This is a genomic window from Candidatus Dormiibacterota bacterium (genome assembly GCA_035532035.1).
Lineage (GTDB): Bacteria > Vulcanimicrobiota > Vulcanimicrobiia > Vulcanimicrobiales > Vulcanimicrobiaceae > Tyrphobacter.
This window is the reverse complement of sequence record DATKRS010000014.1, coordinates 1-17935: the sequence shown is the minus strand read 5'-3', so window position 1 is coordinate 17935 and position 17935 is coordinate 1. Positions and strand designations below refer to the sequence as shown.

General features: G+C 62.4%; 21 protein-coding genes and 3 tRNA genes. 12 read left to right on the top strand and 12 right to left on the bottom strand.

Translation table 11 applies throughout. From position 1 onward, the window contains the following. Nucleotides 1-4 precede the first annotated feature (4 nt). From VMV82_04955 to VMV82_04935, 5 genes are read right to left on the bottom strand one after another with little or no spacing between them, the layout of a single operon-like run. Complete coding sequence (locus VMV82_04955; protein ID HUY40897.1) at nt 5-1636, bottom strand: cbb3-type cytochrome c oxidase subunit I; 1632 nt, start codon at nt 1634-1636, stop codon at nt 5-7. Continuing rightward, nucleotides 1633-2106 (bottom strand): cytochrome c oxidase subunit II, encoded by a 474-nt coding sequence (locus VMV82_04950; GenBank protein ID HUY40896.1) that lies wholly within the window; start codon nt 2104-2106, stop codon nt 1633-1635. The genes VMV82_04955 and VMV82_04950 overlap by 4 nt, the downstream gene beginning before the upstream one ends. Continuing rightward, the gene (locus VMV82_04945; protein ID HUY40895.1) at nt 2107-2229 is read right to left on the bottom strand and encodes a cytochrome c oxidase subunit 2A; all 123 of its coding nucleotides are present in this window, start codon (nt 2227-2229) and stop codon (nt 2107-2109) included. It lies immediately after the preceding gene. Continuing rightward, nucleotides 2216-2686 (bottom strand): hypothetical protein, encoded by a 471-nt coding sequence (locus tag VMV82_04940; protein ID HUY40894.1) that lies wholly within the window; start codon nt 2684-2686, stop codon nt 2216-2218. The genes VMV82_04945 and VMV82_04940 overlap by 14 nt, the downstream gene beginning before the upstream one ends. Next, nucleotides 2674-2910, bottom strand: a complete 237-nt coding sequence (locus VMV82_04935) for a hypothetical protein (protein ID HUY40893.1) — start codon at nt 2908-2910, stop codon at nt 2674-2676. The genes VMV82_04940 and VMV82_04935 overlap by 13 nt, the downstream gene beginning before the upstream one ends. A 53-nt stretch (nt 2911-2963) precedes the next feature. Between VMV82_04935 and VMV82_04930 the strand changes: the two genes are divergently transcribed. The 8 genes from VMV82_04930 (at nt 2964) to VMV82_04895 (ending at nt 8483) form a co-directional block, all read left to right on the top strand. Then, complete coding sequence (locus VMV82_04930; protein HUY40892.1) at nt 2964-4085, top strand: ATP-binding protein; 1122 nt, start codon at nt 2964-2966, stop codon at nt 4083-4085. 1 nt (nt 4086) lies between these two features. Further along, nucleotides 4087-4908, top strand: a complete 822-nt coding sequence (locus VMV82_04925) for a response regulator (GenBank protein HUY40891.1) — start codon at nt 4087-4089, stop codon at nt 4906-4908. Then, nucleotides 4886-5254 (top strand): response regulator, encoded by a 369-nt coding sequence (locus VMV82_04920; GenBank protein ID HUY40890.1) that lies wholly within the window; start codon nt 4886-4888, stop codon nt 5252-5254. Before VMV82_04925 ends, VMV82_04920 begins: the two co-directional genes overlap by 23 nt. 79 nt (nt 5255-5333) lie before the next feature. Next, nucleotides 5334-5693, top strand: a complete 360-nt coding sequence (locus VMV82_04915; protein HUY40889.1) for a cupredoxin domain-containing protein — start codon at nt 5334-5336, stop codon at nt 5691-5693. Further along, nucleotides 5690-6832: a hypothetical protein gene (locus VMV82_04910; GenBank protein ID HUY40888.1), complete on the top strand. Its 1143-nt coding sequence runs from the start codon at nt 5690-5692 to the stop codon at nt 6830-6832. Before VMV82_04915 ends, VMV82_04910 begins: the two co-directional genes overlap by 4 nt. 9 nt (nt 6833-6841) lie before the next feature. Beyond that, nucleotides 6842-7309: a hypothetical protein gene (locus VMV82_04905; GenBank protein ID HUY40887.1), complete on the top strand. Its 468-nt coding sequence runs from the start codon at nt 6842-6844 to the stop codon at nt 7307-7309. 2 nt (nt 7310-7311) lie between these two features. Then, on the top strand, nt 7312-8085 hold the full coding sequence (locus VMV82_04900) for a glucose 1-dehydrogenase (protein HUY40886.1): 774 nt from the start codon (nt 7312-7314) through the stop codon (nt 8083-8085). Between the two features lie 17 nt (nt 8086-8102). Further along, the gene (locus VMV82_04895; GenBank protein ID HUY40885.1) at nt 8103-8483 is read left to right on the top strand and encodes an HPF/RaiA family ribosome-associated protein; all 381 of its coding nucleotides are present in this window, start codon (nt 8103-8105) and stop codon (nt 8481-8483) included. Here VMV82_04895 and VMV82_04890 read toward each other — a convergent pair whose 3' ends face one another. From VMV82_04890 to VMV82_04880, 3 genes are all read right to left on the bottom strand, one after another. Further along, nucleotides 8484-9173 (bottom strand): hypothetical protein, encoded by a 690-nt coding sequence (locus tag VMV82_04890; GenBank protein ID HUY40884.1) that lies wholly within the window; start codon nt 9171-9173, stop codon nt 8484-8486. Continuing rightward, the gene (locus VMV82_04885) at nt 9170-9403 is read right to left on the bottom strand and encodes a hypothetical protein (GenBank protein ID HUY40883.1); all 234 of its coding nucleotides are present in this window, start codon (nt 9401-9403) and stop codon (nt 9170-9172) included. Before VMV82_04885 ends, VMV82_04890 begins: the two co-directional genes overlap by 4 nt. A 144-nt stretch (nt 9404-9547) precedes the next feature. Beyond that, nucleotides 9548-10534, bottom strand: a complete 987-nt coding sequence (locus VMV82_04880) for a glycosidase (GenBank protein HUY40882.1) — start codon at nt 10532-10534, stop codon at nt 9548-9550. Nucleotides 10535-10650: 116 nt separating this feature from the next. Between VMV82_04880 and VMV82_04875 the strand changes: the two genes are divergently transcribed. From VMV82_04875 to ftsH, 3 genes are read left to right on the top strand one after another with little or no spacing between them, the layout of a single operon-like run. After that, on the top strand, nt 10651-11508 hold the full coding sequence (locus VMV82_04875; protein HUY40881.1) for a polyphosphate kinase 2 family protein: 858 nt from the start codon (nt 10651-10653) through the stop codon (nt 11506-11508). 19 nt (nt 11509-11527) lie between these two features. Next, on the top strand, nt 11528-13891 hold the full coding sequence (locus tag VMV82_04870; GenBank protein HUY40880.1) for a phosphoketolase family protein: 2364 nt from the start codon (nt 11528-11530) through the stop codon (nt 13889-13891). 44 nt (nt 13892-13935) lie between these two features. Further along, complete coding sequence (gene ftsH / locus VMV82_04865) at nt 13936-15912, top strand: ATP-dependent zinc metalloprotease FtsH (GenBank protein ID HUY40879.1); 1977 nt, start codon at nt 13936-13938, stop codon at nt 15910-15912. Here ftsH and VMV82_04860 read toward each other — a convergent pair. Next, nucleotides 15909-16157 carry a DUF5654 family protein gene (locus tag VMV82_04860; GenBank protein HUY40878.1) on the bottom strand — a complete coding sequence of 83 codons (249 nt, stop codon included), beginning with the start codon at nt 16155-16157 and terminating at the stop codon, nt 15909-15911. The two genes, ftsH and VMV82_04860, sit on opposite strands and share 4 nt — an antisense overlap. Nucleotides 16158-16356: 199 nt before the next feature. Between VMV82_04860 and VMV82_04855 the strand changes: the two genes are divergently transcribed. Further along, nucleotides 16357-16653 carry a hypothetical protein gene (locus VMV82_04855; protein ID HUY40877.1) on the top strand — a complete coding sequence of 99 codons (297 nt, stop codon included), beginning with the start codon at nt 16357-16359 and terminating at the stop codon, nt 16651-16653. Here VMV82_04855 and VMV82_04850 read toward each other — a convergent pair. From VMV82_04850 to VMV82_04840, 3 genes are all read right to left on the bottom strand, one after another. Next, nucleotides 16654-16728 (bottom strand) — tRNA-Thr (locus VMV82_04850). 21 nt (nt 16729-16749) lie between these two features. Further along, nucleotides 16750-16823, bottom strand: a tRNA-Gly gene (locus VMV82_04845). A gap of 7 nt (nt 16824-16830) precedes the next feature. Beyond that, a tRNA-Tyr gene (locus VMV82_04840) sits at nt 16831-16915 on the bottom strand. Between the last annotated feature and the right edge of the window lie 1020 nt (nt 16916-17935).

Below are 17935 nucleotides of genomic sequence, written 5' to 3'. Positions count from 1 at the left end.
GCCATTACCACGTTCGCATTCCAGCAACGCTATATCCTGGCGCGTGGACGAGGTCACCGATCGGTCCCGCATAGACCAGCACCGCAAGGACGAGAGCGATAACGCCCCAGCGAAAGAGGTGCTGCAGAGCGCTGGGCGTCGCCTCCGCGGGCATCGCCGGCACCGCGAACTCGACCTCCATCGACTCCGTCTTCTTGTTCTGCAGCAGCGTGCCGACGGCGACTGCGACGAACGTCAGAATCGCGAGGAAGAGCAACAGGCCGCCGGCGGCGGCGGCGATCATGTACGGCTGCCACGCTACTGCGACGGCGGCACCGCCGTAGCTGACATCTGAAGTCCTGCGCGGGGCCCCGAGCAGGCCGGCGAAATGCATGGAGAACGACATCACGAGCATGCCGAGGAACCACAGACGCGTCTGCATCAGCGCCCATTCCGGCTTCCACAGGGCGCGTCCGGTGAGGCGCGGGATCATCCAGTACGCGGCGCCCAGAAACGTCAGCGCCACCGGTCCGCCGACGGTGACGTGGAAGTGCCCGACAACCCAAATCGTGTTGTGCACGACCGAATCCATGCCGTACGAGGCGTTCACGAGGCCGCCGAAGCCCCCGAGAATGAAGAGCAACATGCCATATGCGGCGCCCGAAAACGCCGGATCGTTCCACGGCAGCGATCGTACCGTGGCAATGAACCCCTTGCGCCCCTGCTTGATGGCGGCGAGCTCGAACGAGGCGAAGATCGCGAATGCGGTGATGAAGGACGGAATGACGACCCCGTAGGTCGTGACCGTGAAGAGCGCTTTCCACGCGCTCGAGATGCCGGGCTCCATGAACTCGTGGTGGATACCGACGGGAGTCGAGAGCAAGATCAGCATGATGAACGTCAGGCGCGTCAAGCCGTCGCTGAAGACGTTCCCACCGTAGCGCTTTGGGATGATGTTATACCAGATGATGTACGCGCCCATGATCCAGAAGTAGACCAACGGGTGGCCGAAGTACCAAAAGAACAACCGCGTCAGCAACACGTTGACGCTGGGGACCCAGCCGAAGGCCCACGGAATGAGCATCGCCATCTCGGCGACAACCCCGAACGTGGCAACGACCCACATGACGAACGTCGCCGCTGCGCAAAACACGACGAGAGGAACGGGTTTGCCGGGATTGTTCTTGCGCCAGTAGACGACGTTCTCGAAGATCTCGTATGCGACGATCCACGTGCCGAGCACCAAGATCGTCGCCCCGATGTAGAACCACGGGCTCGCTTTGAGGGGAGCGTAGAATGTGTAGAGCACGGTCGCGTTGCCGAGCACGATCTCGACCGCAGCCATCGCGGTGCCGACGAGCATCACGATCCATCCGACCCACCCCACCGCCACCGCGCGCTCTCGTGGAATCGCGCGATAGGTGACGAAGAGCGAGAGCCCCGTGATGAAGAACGTCGTAAAGACGAGCGCCATCAGCACGCCGTGCATCGTCAGGATACGATAGTAGTCGAACCACGCGGGGGCGCTCACGGCTCCTGCTCGCGAAAAGCCCTGAAAGACGCCGAAGATTGCACCCAGCGCGATCGCCGCCGTTGCCGTGTACACGTGCGCGATGACGACGCGGTTCTCGCGGCGCATCTGACGATCTGCAATCATACTTTCGCGACCTCGATCTTGCCAAACATATTTTGATGGCCGATGCCGCAGTACTCGTGACAGATCAGCAAGTATTCACCAGGCCGTCGAAAGACGTGCGTCTCCGTGTTCACCCACCCCGGAATCACCATCATGTTGATGTCGGTGCCGGGAACGAAGAAGCCATGCACGACGTCCGTGCTCGTGACGTAGAATGTGACCTTCGCTCCCACCGGAATCGTCAAAACCGAAGGATCGAACGAGAAGACGCGTGCGACGTAGTATGCTTCGTACGATCCGTCCGGCAAACGGCGCAATCCGGGTTTATCAAATGGAGGCGTACGGGCGACTGCACGAGGATCGATTTGCTGCATGCCGCTCGGCGGTACCACGTCGTTTGAGATCGCGGCGACCGCGAGGAGAACGAGAAAGACGACGAGCATCGCCACGCCGAAAATCATCCACGCGCGTTCGTATCTGTGGACGTGCATCTATCGCCACCGGCTTACGAGCAGCCAGTACATTGCGAGCCAAAGCACGACGAACGACAACCCCATGACGAAGACGAACCGCAGCGTTCCAACGAGCGGCGCGTCGCCGTCATCCTTTCTCATGGCGCTTCTGCTCCTCTTCGGTTCCGTATCGCGCCTCGAACTCGTCGCCGAGGCGCTTGAGCAGATTGCGCGCCGTGAGCGTGGCGATGTGCGAGCCCACGACGGCGTCGAATGCTTGCCCGAGCGCGCCGCCCGGCGGCCGGTAATCGCCGACGAGCTCGAGCACGCTCGACGTGTAGTCTTCGTCGGCACGCACCGTCAGCTCGCCGTCGAAGTCGGGGTACGGGCCACCGCCCTCCGGCGTCCAGTGGACGCGCCATGGTTGATCCATGTGCATCGGATCGATGCCGGGAGAGAACGTGACGACGACATCCTTCTTCAGCTCTATGCCGGCGAGTGGAACTCTCAGCGTCATCGCTTCACCGGAGTTAATCCGCTCGCCGACGCCTGCGGCGAGATACTCTCGCGCGCGATGGTACGGACATGCAACGAACGCGCGCTCGGTCAACTGCCCCATGTGCCCTCCTTCTGCGACATCGCGAGTTCCTTGAGCAGACGCGAAGCACTCGCCAAGGCTTCGCGAACGGATTCCAATCGCTCGAGCGTCGGCTCGACGACGCCGTCGATCATGCCCTCAACATTTGCCTGAGCGATCGTCACCATGTTCCCGATTTCGTGCCGCAGCGACTGCTCGGCGATGCGTCGCGATTCCCCGGCGGCGGCCGGGTCTTGGCTCTCCATTGGGCGAGATATTAGCGGATGCTTATGAATAACCCGCGAAGGGGTTAGGCGCGATGAGGCCGTTTTCGGCGAGCTCGTTTCCGCTCTTCAACTCGTTTCCCGATGCCATGGTCGCGGTCGATGGTGAGGGACGCATACGGCTCGTCAACGAACAGGCCGAGCGCCTTTTCGGCTACGGCCGCGACGAGATGCTCGGGCAGCCAATTGAGATGCTCGTGCCGCAGAAGGTGCGCGCGCGGCACGCCGGGCACCGCTCGGCGTACGTCCGCGACCCGAAGACTCGGCCGATGGGGATCGGATTGGAGCTCGCCGGCGTGCGCAAGGACGGGCGCCACGTACCCGTCGAGATCAGTCTCAGCCCGCTCGAGACCGACGAAGGCACGTTCGTGGTCAGCGCCATTCGCGACATCACCGAGCGCAAGGAGTTCGAGCGCACGCTTCAGGCGAAAAACACGGAACTCCAGGCTGCAAATGCCGCCAAGGACCAGTTCCTTGCCTCGATGAGCCACGAGCTGCGAACGCCTCTCAACGCGATCATCGGCTTTACCGGGACGCTGCTCATGCGATTGCCCGGGCCGCTTACCGAGGAACAAGAACAGCAACTACGCATCGTTCAGTCGAGTGGCCGCCATCTGCTCTCGCTCATCAGCGACATTCTCGATCTCGCAAAGATCGAAGCCGGCAAGGTGGAGCTGCACTTGGAACCGATGAGCCTACACGACGTCATCGAGGAAGTCCGCGATTCGTTGCGTTCGATGGCCGCGAGCAAGGGGCTCGAGTTCGACGTCGTGCTGCCGCGCGAACGGACGGTCGTGCGCAGCGATCGCCGCGCGCTCTCGCAGATTCTCATCAACCTTGCAAATAATGCGCTGAAGTATACCGAGAAGGGTTCCGTGACGATCGACGTCTCCACGCGGGCAACAAGCTCGGGTCTCCACTGCGACGTCAACGTGCGGGATACCGGGATCGGGATCAAGCCGCAGGACCGCGAGCGTCTCTTTCAAGCATTCGAACAGCTCGAGCCGCTCTCCAGGCGAAGCGCAGAAGGCGCCGGGCTTGGCCTTCACCTTTCACAGAAACTCTCGAAGCTGATCGGCGCACACCTGAGCTTCATCAGTGAGCCTGGCGAGGGCAGCGTCTTCACGCTCACGCTGCCCGTCGACGCAAAGGCATAGCGTGTCGGCTCGCATCCTCGCCGTCGACGACAACCGCGCGAACTTGGATCTCATGCTCTACCTCCTCGGCGCTTTCGGATACGAGTGCGACGCCGCGGCCGACGGCGTCGGCGGTCTCGAGAGAGCGCGCAACACCCGCTACGACGCAGCCCTGGTCGACATCCTCATGCCCGGCATGGACGGCTACGAGTTTGCGCGACACTTCAAGAGCGACCCGAATCTCTCGTCGGTTCCCCTGATCGCGGTCACGGCGCTCGCGATGCCGGGCGACGACGCGCGCATCGCCAAGGCCGGCTTCGACGGCTACATCCCAAAGCCGATCGATCCCGAACGATTCGTCCAGCAGGTCGAGGGATTTCTGCGCCACGGCAAGGGTGCTGCGGCGCCCCGGCACGCGCAGACGCCCGCTTCGGCCGCGGTCACGACGCCGACGCCCGGTCCGATCATCCTCGCCGTGGACGATCTTCAAACGAATCTCGACGTCGTACGTGCCGCGCTCGTCCCGCTCGGCTATCGCGTAGCGGAGGCCCGCAGCGTGCGCGAGGCGCTCCAGCTGCTCCAAGACGTACGCCCCGATCTCATCATCTGCGACCTGCACATGCCCGGCGAGGGAGGCTTCGAGCTCATCCAGCGGGTGAACGCAAGCGAGCAATGGCGAGCGATTCCATTCGTCTTTCTTTCGTCGACGGCGTGGCAGACAAAGGATCGTCGCCGAGGGATCGAGCTCGGCGCGCGCAAGTTCATCCTCAGGCCGATCGATCCCGAGCGACTCCGCCGCGAGATCGACGAGCTCATTGCAGATGGCGAAGATCCTCGTCGCTGACGACGACGCTTCAAACCGGCTACTTCTCACGACGCTCCTGCGCCACGCCGGGCACACGGTCGTCGAGGCCGCCGACGGGGAGAGCGCGCTGGAGCGCGTTTCTATGGAGCGCCCCGAGCTCGCGCTGATCGATCTCTCGATGCCCGTGCTTTCAGGCGGGGAACTGATCCGGCGGATTCGCGCGGATCCCGCGAACTCCGAGCTCGCTCTCGCACTCTACACGGCCACCCCACCGAACGACGCCGTCCGGGATTTCATGCGGATCTACCGCGTGCGGGCCGCAATCCCCAAACCGTGCGAGCCCGATACATTGCTGCGCATGGTGGAGGCTCTGCTCTCCGCCTGACCGGCCAGCGCGCGGATTCTCAGCTTCTTCCCGGTTGTTTCCCACGTGGGCGTTATAACCGGGGTGAAAGGAGCGCGAGATGAGATTCGTTCCCCTCGTTCGCATGGCGGCCGCTGCGGTCGCCCTTACCTTGACATCATCGGTTCTTATTGCCGCTGCTCACCCGAGCATCGACATCGTTGCGTCCAACTGGAAGTTCACGCCCTCGACAATCGAGCTACACGTCGGGCAACCGACCAGGCTACGACTTACGTCGGCGCAAGGCGTGCACGGACTAAAGTCGGACGAACTCGGAATCCCGCAGACCACGATCATGCCGGGAACTTGGACGACCGTCGTGGTCACGCCGCAAAAGGCCGGGACCTACATCCTCCATTGTACGATCGTCTGCGGAGCCGGTCATCCCAACATGACGCTCACGGTACACGTGGTGCCATGAACCGACGCGCACAAGCGGCAGCATCAGTCCTCGCGATCGCGATATTCGTCTCGCTCGTGTGGCTCTCGCCGGCAGAGATGAAGCGCGCACAGGCGATGCCGCCGTTCGCACAGGCGTACGGAGTTCCTTGCAGCCTATGCCACACGCAGGTCCCCGGCCTCAACGCCTACGGACGCTACGTGCAGCGCACCGGTTACGCGTCCCTCGACGCACACGTGCTCGCGCGCGCCTTGCCGATTTGGATCGGCGAGAACACCTCGTACGATACTCAGGATCCGGCCGCTCCCCATCGGACGCAGTTCGGAAATCTTGCGATTCATGCGGTGGGAGCGATCGGAAACGATTTCACCTACCACTTTCAACAGTGGATTTGGCAGAACGATCAAGCCGGCGATCTCGATACCTTCTGGCTAGCCTACAACAACCTGCTCCACCGCGATGGGCACCTCTTCTTCGGCAAGATCGAAGCTCCGGGACCGTCGTTTTTCAGCCAGTGGTTCGACCTCGCGAGCTTCTCGACGCCGGAGATCACCGTCGGCGAACATCCCTACCAGCTCGACGCCAATCGGTGGGGTGCCAAAATCAACTACATCCATGGAAGCCTCGATGCCGAAGCTGGGTGGCTCGGAAGCGGAGCGGGCTGGGGTGGGACGAGCGATTTCTCGGACGATACCGACAAGACGTTCCAATACAAACTCGCCTTCGCGAGCCCGACGAGCCCCTTCGAGTACGGTGCCTTCGGGTCGACTGGGTCGTTCCCGCTTGCGGAGGGCGGCACCGATCAGTATCATTCGATCGCAGGGTACGTCCAGCGCGATCCGCTCAACGGAATCCCGGGCGTGATCGCAATCTACCAGAGCGCGTACGACGCCAACCCAGGGCTGAGTCTGGCTCCGGCGTCGAGCACCGCTACGACGTTCGAGTTCTACGAGCCCGTACTCGACAAGGGGCTTATCTCGGCACGTGAGGAGTGGACGAACGACGGATTGGGAAATCGCTTGCACACTGGTAACATCGATTTCTCCTATCACATCCTTCCATTCGTCCACGTCTACGTGGAAGACGCTCTCGCGCAATACAACACCCCCGAATGGCGCTACATGATCTGGATCACCGCGCCGATTCGGAACGTGAGATAAGGACCGCATATGAACGCACGCCTCTTGGGACTCGCGACCCTCGCAGCGCTCCTCGCGCTGCCGGTCTCTGCTGCAACGCAGCCGCTGCGGCAGACTGCCGGATCGCAGATCCAGGTGACGTGGTGTCATCCTCACATCCACACGGCCGCACAGCGGCATCCGTGGATCGACGCCTGGGGCCGGTGGCATCCCGGCCCCTTCTTCCCCTACTGGGACGCGTTCTTGGGTGTGTCGTTTCGGAACACCGCGCCGGTCGTAGCGACGGAGATCGATTTCGGGCTCGTCGCCCGCGGCTATCTCGTCGACGTCGCGAGAGACGTCGGTACCTTCTCACCAGGCGTGCTCATCGAGGACCATGAGTTCACGATGGCGCGCGACGTATTTCCCCTCGGAACGGCGTACCCGTTCTGCGAAGTGCTTCGCGTCAAGTACGCAAACGGCACCGCCTGGGAAAATCCTCGCCCGACGATGCCGTGACCATGGAACGCCCAGGAAGAGTTCACGGTAAGGTCGCCATCGTCACGGGAGCGGCGATGGGGATCGGCAGCGCTTGCGCGCGGCTATTAGCTCGCGAGGGCGCGAAGGTCGTCGTCACCGACCTCGACGCGACCGGCGGCGAAGCAACGGCTAAGGCCATACGGGCCGCCGGCGGTGAGGCGACGTTCGTGAAGCACGACGTAGCAAGCGAGAATGAGTGGAAGAACGTCATCGCGTCGGCGTTGCAAGCCTTCGAGCGGGTCGACGTCCTCGTGAACAATGCTGGAATCGGCACGACAGGAAACGTCGCGGACGCCACGCTCGATCAATGGCGCAAGCTGATGAGCATCAACTGCGACGGGGTCTTCCTCGGGACGAAGTACGTCTTCCCCGCGATGAAGCGCGCGGGAGGCGGGTCGATAATCAACATGTCGTCGATCCTCGGCATGGTCGGGCAAGGCGATGCTGCAGCCTATTGCGCGAGCAAAGGCGCGATCAGACTGCTCGCAAAATCGGCGGCGTTGCACGGCGCGCCGCATCGTATCCGCGTGAACTCGATACACCCCGGATACATCGAAACGCCGATGGTAGCGCACTACGTTGCATCGACGGGCGACGAGCAGGCGGCGCGCCGGGCGCTTGCCGATCTGCACCCGCTCGGCCACCTCGGCGAGCCCGACGATATCGCATACGGCGTGCTGTATCTGGCGTCCGACGAGTCCAAATTCGTCACGGGGTCAGAACTCGTGATCGATGGCGGCTACACCGCCCGCTAAAGCGGTACAATCTTCACATGGAGATTCCCGTCAAGATCACCTACCGGCACCTCCACCCATCGGAAGGGCTGACTAGGCTCATCGAACGAGAGGCGAGCAAGCTGAGCCGATTTTACGATCGGATCATGACGTGCGAGGTCCTCGTCGAACAGGAACAACGTCACATTCGACACGGCGCGCCGTTCCACGTTCGCATCGACATCGAGGTTCCCGGCTCGGAGCTCGTGATCGACACGGAGCCGAGTCTACGCGTGACGCCCGCCGGCGACGACGCGGCGGTCACGCGGCACAAGAGCGCCGAGATCGCTGCCATGTACAAGGATCCTGCGCTCGCGGTTCGCGACGCGTTCCGCCGAGCAAAGCGTCGCCTTCAAGACCACGCGCGGCGCGTTCGCTGATTACTGCCGTCCGCTCGGATGGTAGTCGTCGCCCTTGCGGTCGTGCGCGCGCGGGTCGAGGCGCTCCTTGAAGTGGAGCGGCCTTAGTGCTGACATCATGGCATCGATGACCGTATAGCCATTCTCATGCGCGCGCAGCGTCACGACGAGCTCGCTCACCGCGGTCTCGTCGAGAAGCTTCGATATCCGCGCGAACACATGGACGAGCATGCGTCGCATTTGCTCGGTCGGTACGCGATGATGGTGCGCTCGAATACGGTCCGCGAGCACTTGCGCATCTGCTGCTCCTAACGGAACGGATTTTCGCATTCGGTCGGGCCCACTGCCTGTCGCGACGAACTTCTGTCCTTCATCCGTCTCGCCGACTATCGCGATGTCGGTTCCGCGCTCGGGAAGCGCTTGAGCGAGTAACCGCCCTCCCGAGGCTCTTGCGGCGCCGGCGAGAGCATCGTACTCCGTGCGCACGTCTTGCTCGGTCGTGAGAATCGTTTCGAACTGGCTCGCCTCGCCGAGACGACCCGGTACCGCGACGCGCAGGACGATCGGCACGAAACGCGGATCGGGCGCATTCCGCCGCTCTGAAAAGGCGATCGCGTCCTCCGCCGAGTCGACGTATCGGCTACGAGCGACGTGCACTTCGTACTTTTTCAACAGCTCCAGGGCGGAAACGACATCGACGATCGTGCTCATGATGGGCCCTTAACCGCGCTGAAGTGGCGTACGAACCACGCTCGCGCCAGCTCCGCGACGCGCTCCAATGCACCCGGCTCTTCGAAGAGATGCGTTGCGCCCTTTACGAGAACCAAATCGCGTTCGCAGCTCATGCGTTCCATCGCCTGACGATTCACGTCGATGACCACGGTGTCCGCTCCCCCGATAATGAGAAGGGTCGGTGCCGGAACTCTGCCGAGATGATCCATAGCTAGGTCGGACCTGCCCCCCCGAGAGACCACTGCCTTGATTGTTCCAGGCAACGCCGCTGCCGCGACGAGGGCTGCGGCGTCGTACCTCAAGGAACAGGCTAACACCCGGAGGGGAAGGCGATGTGAACGAGCCGTGAAGGCCTATGCCTGTAGCGTCAGGCGGCCACGGCCGATCTCATAGTCGGCCATGCCATAAAAGATGTCGAAAACGCGGTCGGCTCGTTTGTCGATTGCCGTCGGGAAGACGACGTGCCCGACCGTTCCTTGAATCTCTCCGCGCGCCTCCGGCACGAAGAGCGGTTCCGAGGATCGATAGACGATTCGCTCGAGCTGGTCGGCGTCATGCACGATGACGCCGGCGCAGTAGCGCAGGAGCGCCGCTCCGCTCGCGTGCTCGAGCTCGTCGACGCCGTGAATCACGGCAAGCCAGCCCTCCCTAACGCGCACGGGCGGCGCCCCGGCCCCGACCTTGATCGCTCCCCAGTTCGCGTCCGGCAGCGAGAGCCGGTGCGACTCCGTCACGATGCACAGGCTGCTCGCATCGCGCTGCGCATCGGCGAGAGGAACGTATCCGACGCAGATTCCCTCGCGACGTCCGGGCGCAAGGTGCTCGAGCGCGGTAAGCGCGCGCTGTCCCCGCCGCACCGAGACGTCAAGCGTCGGCCGATGATAGAACGCCAAACACTCGACGCCTTTCGGAGAGCGGACCGGTTCCGGAAAAAAGGCGGCATCCTTGTCGGCAAACGACGTCGTCTCGCCCTGAAATCGCAAGGGGCCGAGGCGCTGCCACGCGAGTCCGTCCTCCGAGATCGCAAGCGCGATATCGGGCCCTCGGGGCCCAAAGGCTACGTACGCCATGACGTAACGGTCGATCGCCTCGATGAAGGTTACGCGCGGGTCTTCGCAGCCGTACCCACCGGGCTTGCTGCGCAGCTCGTACGACGCCTCGGGCTCGAGCGCGAATCCCTGTTGTTCCAGCTCGAGCGTCCCGTCTGCCCGCTCGCATGCGCGAAACGATCCGATCCGCGAGATGTTTCCCGGCGCGACCATCCGTGGATAGAGCTGCAACGCCCCCTCGCGCAGGCGCGCGCATGCCGGATTCAAGACGCCCTGCCGTTCGTCCCGCACGCGGCTGGGCTTGAGCGTTACTCCCAATCTCGTGAAGCTACACTCCACAGCGGCGAATCTCCGCAAAGTAGCGCATGAGCATGAACGAGCACATCTCCTCCCGAATCATTCCATTCGTGTCCACTCGTACCTATCGCGACGCATTCATGGTTCATCCGAAGCACGGCATTCGGCTCTCCGACGCTAACCCCGGGTTTAAGGATCCCGATACGGGTAAAGCCAGCGCGGCGAACGAGGTCGCAGCGGACAATCGCAAGCTGCACGGTCTTCAGTACGTCATGTTCGCCGAACAGACGCGTTCTCTGCTCATCTGCCTTCAAGGATTGGATGCTGCGGGGAAGGACGGAACGATCGAGCATGTCTTCGACGCGCTCAATCCACAGGGGGCACGCGTGCACGCGTTCAAAACGCCGTCGCTCGACGAAGCGGCGCACGATTTTCTCTGGCGCGCGCACAATCAGTGCCCCGCGAAGGGTGAGATCGTGATCTTCAATCGCTCGCATTACGAAGACGTTCTCATCGCTCGCGTGCACGATCTCGTCCCAAAGAGCGTCTGGTCGAAACGCTACGAGCTCATCAACGAGTTCGAAAAGGGCCTCTCGCTCGCCGGAACGACGATTCTCAAGTTCTACCTCCACATCAGCGAGGGCGAGCAGCTAAAGCGCTTTAAGAAACGGCTCGACGACCCCACGCGGCATTGGAAGATCAGCGAATCCGACTACGCCGAACGCAACTTCTTCACGCAATATCTCACGGCGTACGAGGACGCGCTCAACAAGACGAGCACGCCGTACGCGCCGTGGTTCGTCATTCCGGCAAACCACAAGTGGTTCCGCAACCTCGTGGTTTCAAAGATCGTCGTCGAGACGCTCGACGCGCTGCATATGACGTTTCCGCCGACCATCGTCGACATCGACGACATCCGTCGCAAATATCATGCCGACGAAGAGGCGGAGCGCTCGGACACGCGATAGGCTGTCCGAGGAAGCTTTTATGAACGCTCCCGCATCGACAACCGGCTCGGCACTCATCGACGCGTACTGGCGCGCTGCGAACTATCTGTCCGTTGGGCAAATCTACCTGCTCGATAATCCGCTTCTCAAGGAGCCTCTGCGGCCCGAACACATAAAACCTCGGCTTCTCGGCCACTGGGGAACGACGCCCGGCCTAAACTTCATCTACGCGCACATGAACCGCGTCATCAAGAAGTACGACGTGAATGCGATTTTCGTGACCGGCCCGGGACACGGCGGCCCGGCGCTACTCGCCAATACCTATCTTGAGGGAACCTACAGCGAGCTCTACCCGAACGTCGGCCTCGACGAGCCCGGCATGCGCAGGCTCTTCAAACAGTTCTCGTTTCCGGGAGGCGTGCCGAGTCATGCCGCTCCCGAGACGCCGGGCTCGATCAACGAGGGCGGCGAGCTCGGCTATTCGATCGCGCACGCATACGGTGCCGTCTTCGACAACCCGGATCTCATCGCGTGCTGCGTCGTCGGCGACGGCGAGGCGGAGACCGGAGCGCTAGCGGCGAGCTGGCATTCGAACAAGTTCCTCAATCCGGTTCGCGACGGTGCCGTGCTCCCGGTGCTCCACCTCAACGGATACAAGATCGCCGGGCCGACCGTACTCGCACGCATCCCGCACGAGGAGCTGGTAGCGCTTTTCGTCGGCTACGGTTACGAGCCGCTCGTCGTCGCGGGCGACGATCCCGCAACGATGCACGAGATGATGGCGAGTGCGCTCGACACCATCGTGGAGCGCATCAAGGCAATACAAGATGAGGCGCGGCGCCGGGGCTTCTCCACGCGTCCTCAATGGCCGATCCTCATCCTCAAGACGCCGAAGGGCTGGACCGGGCCGAAGATCGTCGACGGCGTGCAGGTCGAGGGAACGTTTCGCGCGCATCAGGTTCCGCTTTCGAGCGTGCGCGAGAATCCCGAACATCTCGCGATGCTCGAAGCCTGGATGCGCAGCTACCGTCCCGAAGAACTCTTCGACGCGGAAGGCCGCGTGCACGGCGAGATTGCGGCGCTGGCTCCTCGCGGGGTCCGGCGCATGGGCGCGAATCCGCATGCAAACGGCGGCGCCCTTCTTCACGATCTCGTCATGCCCGAGTTCCGCGATTACGCCGTAGCCGTCCCCTCACCGGGAAGCGTGCGCGCGGAAGCGACGCGCGTGCTCGGCAACCTCCTTCGCGACGTCCTTCGCGACAATCCGCAGAGCTTTCGCGTCGTCGGGCCGGACGAAACCGCGTCGAATCGCCTGACCGCGCTCTTCGAGGTGACCGATCGAACGTCCACCGCCGAGGTCTTTCCATACGACGATCACGTCTCGCCGACCGGGCGCGTGATGGAGGTCTTGAGCGAGCACATCTGCCAAGGATGGCTGGAGGGCTATCTGCTCACCGGCCGGCACGGCTTCTTCTCCTGCTACGAAGCGTTCATCCACATCGTCGACTCGATGTTCAACCAGCATGCAAAGTGGCTGAAGTCCATTCGCGCGATCGGGTGGCGCAGGCCCATCGCCTCGCTCAACTACCTCTTGACGTCGCACGTCTGGAGGCAAGACCACAACGGCTTCAGTCATCAGGATCCCGGCTTCATCGATCACGTAGTCAATAAAAAAGCCGACGTGGTGCGCGTCTATCTTCCGCCCGATGCAAACTGCTTGCTCTCGGTCGCCGATCACTGCCTTCGCAGCCGCAACTACGTGAACGTGATCGTCGCCGGAAAGCAGCCGGAATGGCAGTGGCTCGACATGGACGGCGCCGTCAACCATTGCAGCGCCGGCTTGGGCATCTGGGAGTGGGCGAGCAACGACCAAGGCGCCGAGCCCGACGTCGTCATGGCGTGCTGTGGCGACGTGCCGACGCTCGAAACGCTCGCGGCCGTTACCTTTCTTCGCCGCCATCTGCCGGAACTACGCGTGCGCGTGGTCAACGTCGTGGACCTCATGACGCTGCAGCCGCACAGCGAGCATCCGCACGGCATTCCCGACTCCGACTTCGACGAGATCTTTACGATCGACAAGCCCATCGTCTTCGCTTTCCACGGGTACCCGTGGCTCATCCATCGTTTGACCTACCGGCGTCACGGGCATCACAACCTGCACGTGCGCGGCTACAAAGAAGAAGGAACGACGACGACCCCGTTCGACATGACAGTGCGAAACGAGCTCGATCGCTACCACCTCGCCGGCGACGTCATCGACCGCGTTGCGCGATTGGGCGACACGGCGGCGTACGCCAAACAGTTGATACGAGACACGCTCATCGAGCATCGCTGCTATATCGACGAATACGGCGAGGACCTGCCCGACGTACGAAACTGGCAATGGGCGCGCGACGCGTCGTAACAAAGCGGAAGTGGGCGGCGCGCGCCGCGCAGAAATAACCGCAAGTGGCAGAGCAACAGCCGGGATCCAATCCGCGGCCTCCTCAGGAGCGGCCGCGCAATCCCCCAGGGGCGCAGCCGCGCAGCCCGTGGGGATTCGCTTGGTGGATCGCTCTCGCGTTCCTGATCGTGTGGAACTTCGCGATCTTCTTCCCGCCCCGCCAAAACGCACAAACGGTTCCGTATTCGATATTTCTCGCTCAGGTGCGAGCCGGAAACGTCTCCGCCGTGCACATCACCGGGGACCAGATCGCCGGCGCCTTCGCGCGGCCGTATGCGCAGCCGGCATCGGATATCCGGCGCGTCGATGCGATCGCCGGACAACCCGTGCCAACGGTGAGCCCGCCGCCGAAGACGATCGCATTCGCAACCACGTTTCCCGCAACGCAAGGCGATGGCGGGCTCGTGGCGCTGCTCGAGCAGCACCACGTCATCGTCGACGTCTCGACGACGACGACGCCGTGGTTCTGGCAGATCGTCGGAAGCTGGCTCCCGGCGTTGCTCCTAATCGGCCTCTTCATCTGGTTGCTCTCGTCGATCGGGCGCGGACAGGCGGGGCTGATGAGCAGCTTCGGACGATCGCGCGCAAAGCGCTACGCGGCTGGAATGGAGAAGGTCACGTTCGACGACGTCGCCGCCGCCGAAGCCGCAAAAGAAGACCTTCAAGAAGAGGTCGACTTTCTTCGGCATCCCCAAAAATATCGAGCGATCGGAGCGCGCATTCCGCGCGGCGTGCTGCTCGTCGGCGCGCCCGGCACCGGAAAGACGTTGCTCGCGAAGGCCGTCGCTGGCGAAGCGGGCGTGCCATTTCTCAGCCTCAACGCGTCGGAGTTCGTCGAGATGTTCGTGGGCGTCGGCGCGAGTCGCGTGCGCGATCTCTTCAACCAGGCAAAGGAGATCGCGCCGGCAATCATCTTCATCGACGAGCTGGACGCGGTCGGCCGGCGCCGCGGTGCCGGCATCGGCACGGTAAACGACGAGCGCGAGCAGACGCTCAATCAGCTCCTGGGCGAGCTTGACGGATTCGATTCCCGTTACGACGTCATCATTCTCGCAGCAACGAACCGCCCCGACGTCCTCGACCCGGCGCTGCTGCGCCCCGGACGTTTCGATCGTCAGGTGACGGTCGATCTTCCGGATCGGCCCGGACGCGAGGGCATCCTGCGGATTCACACGCGTCCTATCAAGCTCGGACCGGACATCGATCTCGCCGCGGTTGCGGCGGCTACGATCGGTCTCAGCGGCGCGGATCTCGCGAACCTCTGCAACGAGGCGGCGCTGATTGCCGCTCGCAAAGATCGCACCACCGTCGCGCAGGCGGATTTCTGGGAAGCGCACGACAAGATCCGCTTGGGAGCGACGCACACGCGCCTCGTGGACCCGGGCGAACGCAAGGTCGTGGCATATCATGAGTCAGGGCACGCGATTACCGCGTGGTTGACGCCGGGAGCCGATGCGGTACAGAAGGTCACGATCGTGCCGCGCGGCCGGGCCCTCGGAATGACGGAACAGATTCCCGGCGAGGAGCGGCACAACTTGAGCAGAGCCTATCTCATGGCAAGGCTCGCGGTGATGCTCGGCGGTAGAACGGCGGAAGAACTTGCGCTCGGCGAGATCTCTACCGGCGCCGAGAACGACCTCGTCGAAGCGACAGTGCTTGCGCGCCGCATGGTAGCGCGATGGGGCATGGGAGAGCTCGGACTGCTTGCCTTTCGCACGGACGAGCAACAGCCATTTCTCGGTTACGAGATGGCGCAGGGGAGAGAGTACAGCGAGGCGACGGCGGCGCGCATCGATCGCGACGTCGAGCGTTTGCTCGCGGAGTCACACGAGCACGTGCGCTCGCTGCTGGCCGGCGTGCACGATCGGATCGAGGCGTTGGTCGCGACGCTCCTGCGTGAAGAGACCGTCGACGCAACGGAACTCAAACGTATTCTCGGGCCGCCAGCGCTGCCGAAGCCCGAGACCGCGGCCCCCGTTTAGCGATTGCTTTTCGGCCCAAAGAGCGACTCCCGTTCCGCAAGCTTGCCGAGATTCTGCACGATGACGATCGCAACTACGGTGACGCCGATCGCGTAGAAAAACTCGGCGATCACGCTGCTTCCCGGCCGGAGAAACAAGGCGATGAGATCGCTAATGAACTTGTTCCACGCGCCGGCAGCGATGAGACCGAACGCTATCGTCGCCAGGGAAAGCATCGTGCCGATGTAGGTAGGTTTGAGTTCCATCCGGGTAGCTTTGCTGCGCGTGCTGCGATTACTGCTTCGCGCAACAGCCCGAGCTCATGTGTTGCGCGACTCCGTTGACGGCGCGCACCCACGAGCGCTCGATGCGCGCTCCAACGCCTTTACGGACTCTTTATCGAGCCCCACCGTCGCGTTGCGGGCCGACCCCATCGACGAAGAGTACGGTATGGGATAGGCTGGAATGAAGCGCATCTTTCGGTTCAACTGGATCTTCACGGTCCATATCTTTGTCGTCGTCGCGAGTCTCACCGCGTACGGCTACGGCTCTCTCGTTATCGACGCCTCCGTCGGAAACGCGGTGCAAAGCCAGTTCGCTCTCTACGATGCCTATGGGAACCTCGACGAAGCCTTCGTCGGCGACGAGATACATAGCAGCGTCGCTTGGGCAGCGCTACCGGGTCGTGCATCCTGGCAGCGCGCTGTTGAAAAGCGCATCCTCTCCGAACCGCCGGCCGACCGCGACAGCGTCGCGAGCTGATGGAGCCGTTGACGGGGATTGAACCCGTGGCCTCGTCCTTACCAAGGACGTGCTCTACCACTGAGCTACAACGGCACGCGATCTCTTCATAGGATCTGGAGCGGGCGGCGGGAATCGAACCCGCGACATCAGCTTGGAAGGCTGAGGCATTACCACTATGCAACGCCCGCGAACACTTGGGCAGGGCTGGATTCGAACCAGCGTAGCGCCTTCGCGCGCCAGATTTACAGTCTGGTGCCATTAACCACTCGGCCACCTACCCATGTATTTATTTTCCTGACATAAAAGAAAGAACCGGCCGATTTGGCTCCCTCTGTTCTCCGCCTCGGTTCGCCTCCATCCGCGAAAGTTCGCTCAATATGTCTGCTGATAAGGCTGTTGGGAAGGTTACCCCCTCCCCAAGCGCAGCGGCTACCGTTAGGCGTCTCTCCGACCCTCCCCTGGCGAGGCGCGGCTGGGTCACAATCGGAGCCCTTCCATGAGCCCGGGCTACGGCGAAATGAACTCTAGCACACCTAGCGGTGCCCTATATCCGAGAGGTCCCTCATTAGCATCGCGCATCGGGTAGCATATAGGCGTTGGATTTGAAATGGCGTTTAGCGAAGCGGCGCAAATGCCAGACACATGGCAGATCTGCAAGGAGTGTCGAGCGAGCTTCGAGGCCGAACTCTACGCGTGGTACGGCACAAACAAATACACTGTCGAGAAACTGAACACGCCGCCCTCGTATCGACCCACGACATGCGCCAAGTGCGGTTCCCCGGATTCGCCTAGGCGAAGACGGCTACAGCATTCAACCTAATTGGGCACTACGTTTGTAGCTCTTGCTCCGACATTTCGTTGCGAACCACAAGGGATCCAGATAGCAGAAATCGGCCCACATGATAGGGCAAAGTTGCGCACTTACGCGCAGACGCTAAGCACTTTTACAAAACGCCAAAGAAAAGATGCAGACGGCTGACTATCAAAGCGGTGAAAAGCTTACTTGGAGTGGCGCCGGGAATACATGCTCGCCTTGAACCTCGGCATAGGCTCATGTCCATTCTGCACTGTCCTGCGACTACCCATTAAACAAGCGCGATAAAGTTCACCTCGCATGGCCTCGCTGCGAACAGTATACGCGTGTTCGGCGCGGCAATGTTTACAATGACGCATACGACCGAACCGAGTCGTCTCTGCCAAAGTAACAACCGATGATTCCCAGTCGGTCATGTCATGTGAGGAATGCGGACTGAGTTTGATATCGCTCCTGAGCACGTGTTTCTCCCATTAGTGTAACCCG

Bases quoted from the DNA above. Each gene is read 5' to 3' on its own strand.
- VMV82_04890 (HUY40884.1), bottom strand. From the start codon at position 9,173: ATGAGCACGATCGTCGATGTCGTTTCCGCCCTGGAGCTGTTGAAAAAG.
- VMV82_04870 (HUY40880.1), top strand. From the start codon at position 11,528: ATGAACGCTCCCGCATCGACAACCGGCTCGGCACTCATCGACGCGTAC.
- VMV82_04895 (HUY40885.1), top strand. From the start codon at position 8,103: ATGGAGATTCCCGTCAAGATCACCTACCGGCACCTCCACCCATCGGAA.
- VMV82_04930 (HUY40892.1), top strand. From the start codon at position 2,964: ATGAGGCCGTTTTCGGCGAGCTCGTTTCCGCTCTTCAACTCGTTTCCC.
- VMV82_04940 (HUY40894.1), bottom strand. From the start codon at position 2,686: ATGGGGCAGTTGACCGAGCGCGCGTTCGTTGCATGTCCGTACCATCGC.
- VMV82_04920 (HUY40890.1), top strand. From the start codon at position 4,886: ATGGCGAAGATCCTCGTCGCTGACGACGACGCTTCAAACCGGCTACTT.
- VMV82_04945 (HUY40895.1), bottom strand. From the start codon at position 2,229: ATGAGAAAGGATGACGGCGACGCGCCGCTCGTTGGAACGCTGCGGTTC.
- VMV82_04860 (HUY40878.1), bottom strand. From the start codon at position 16,157: ATGGAACTCAAACCTACCTACATCGGCACGATGCTTTCCCTGGCGACG.
- VMV82_04910 (HUY40888.1), top strand. From the start codon at position 5,690: ATGAACCGACGCGCACAAGCGGCAGCATCAGTCCTCGCGATCGCGATA.
- VMV82_04915 (HUY40889.1), top strand. From the start codon at position 5,334: ATGAGATTCGTTCCCCTCGTTCGCATGGCGGCCGCTGCGGTCGCCCTT.
- VMV82_04885 (HUY40883.1), bottom strand. From the start codon at position 9,403: ATGGATCATCTCGGCAGAGTTCCGGCACCGACCCTTCTCATTATCGGG.
- VMV82_04935 (HUY40893.1), bottom strand. From the start codon at position 2,910: ATGGAGAGCCAAGACCCGGCCGCCGCCGGGGAATCGCGACGCATCGCC.
- VMV82_04905 (HUY40887.1), top strand. From the start codon at position 6,842: ATGAACGCACGCCTCTTGGGACTCGCGACCCTCGCAGCGCTCCTCGCG.
- VMV82_04855 (HUY40877.1), top strand. From the start codon at position 16,357: ATGAAGCGCATCTTTCGGTTCAACTGGATCTTCACGGTCCATATCTTT.
- VMV82_04955 (HUY40897.1), bottom strand. From the start codon at position 1,636: ATGATTGCAGATCGTCAGATGCGCCGCGAGAACCGCGTCGTCATCGCG.
- VMV82_04900 (HUY40886.1), top strand. From the start codon at position 7,312: ATGGAACGCCCAGGAAGAGTTCACGGTAAGGTCGCCATCGTCACGGGA.
- VMV82_04950 (HUY40896.1), bottom strand. From the start codon at position 2,106: ATGCACGTCCACAGATACGAACGCGCGTGGATGATTTTCGGCGTGGCG.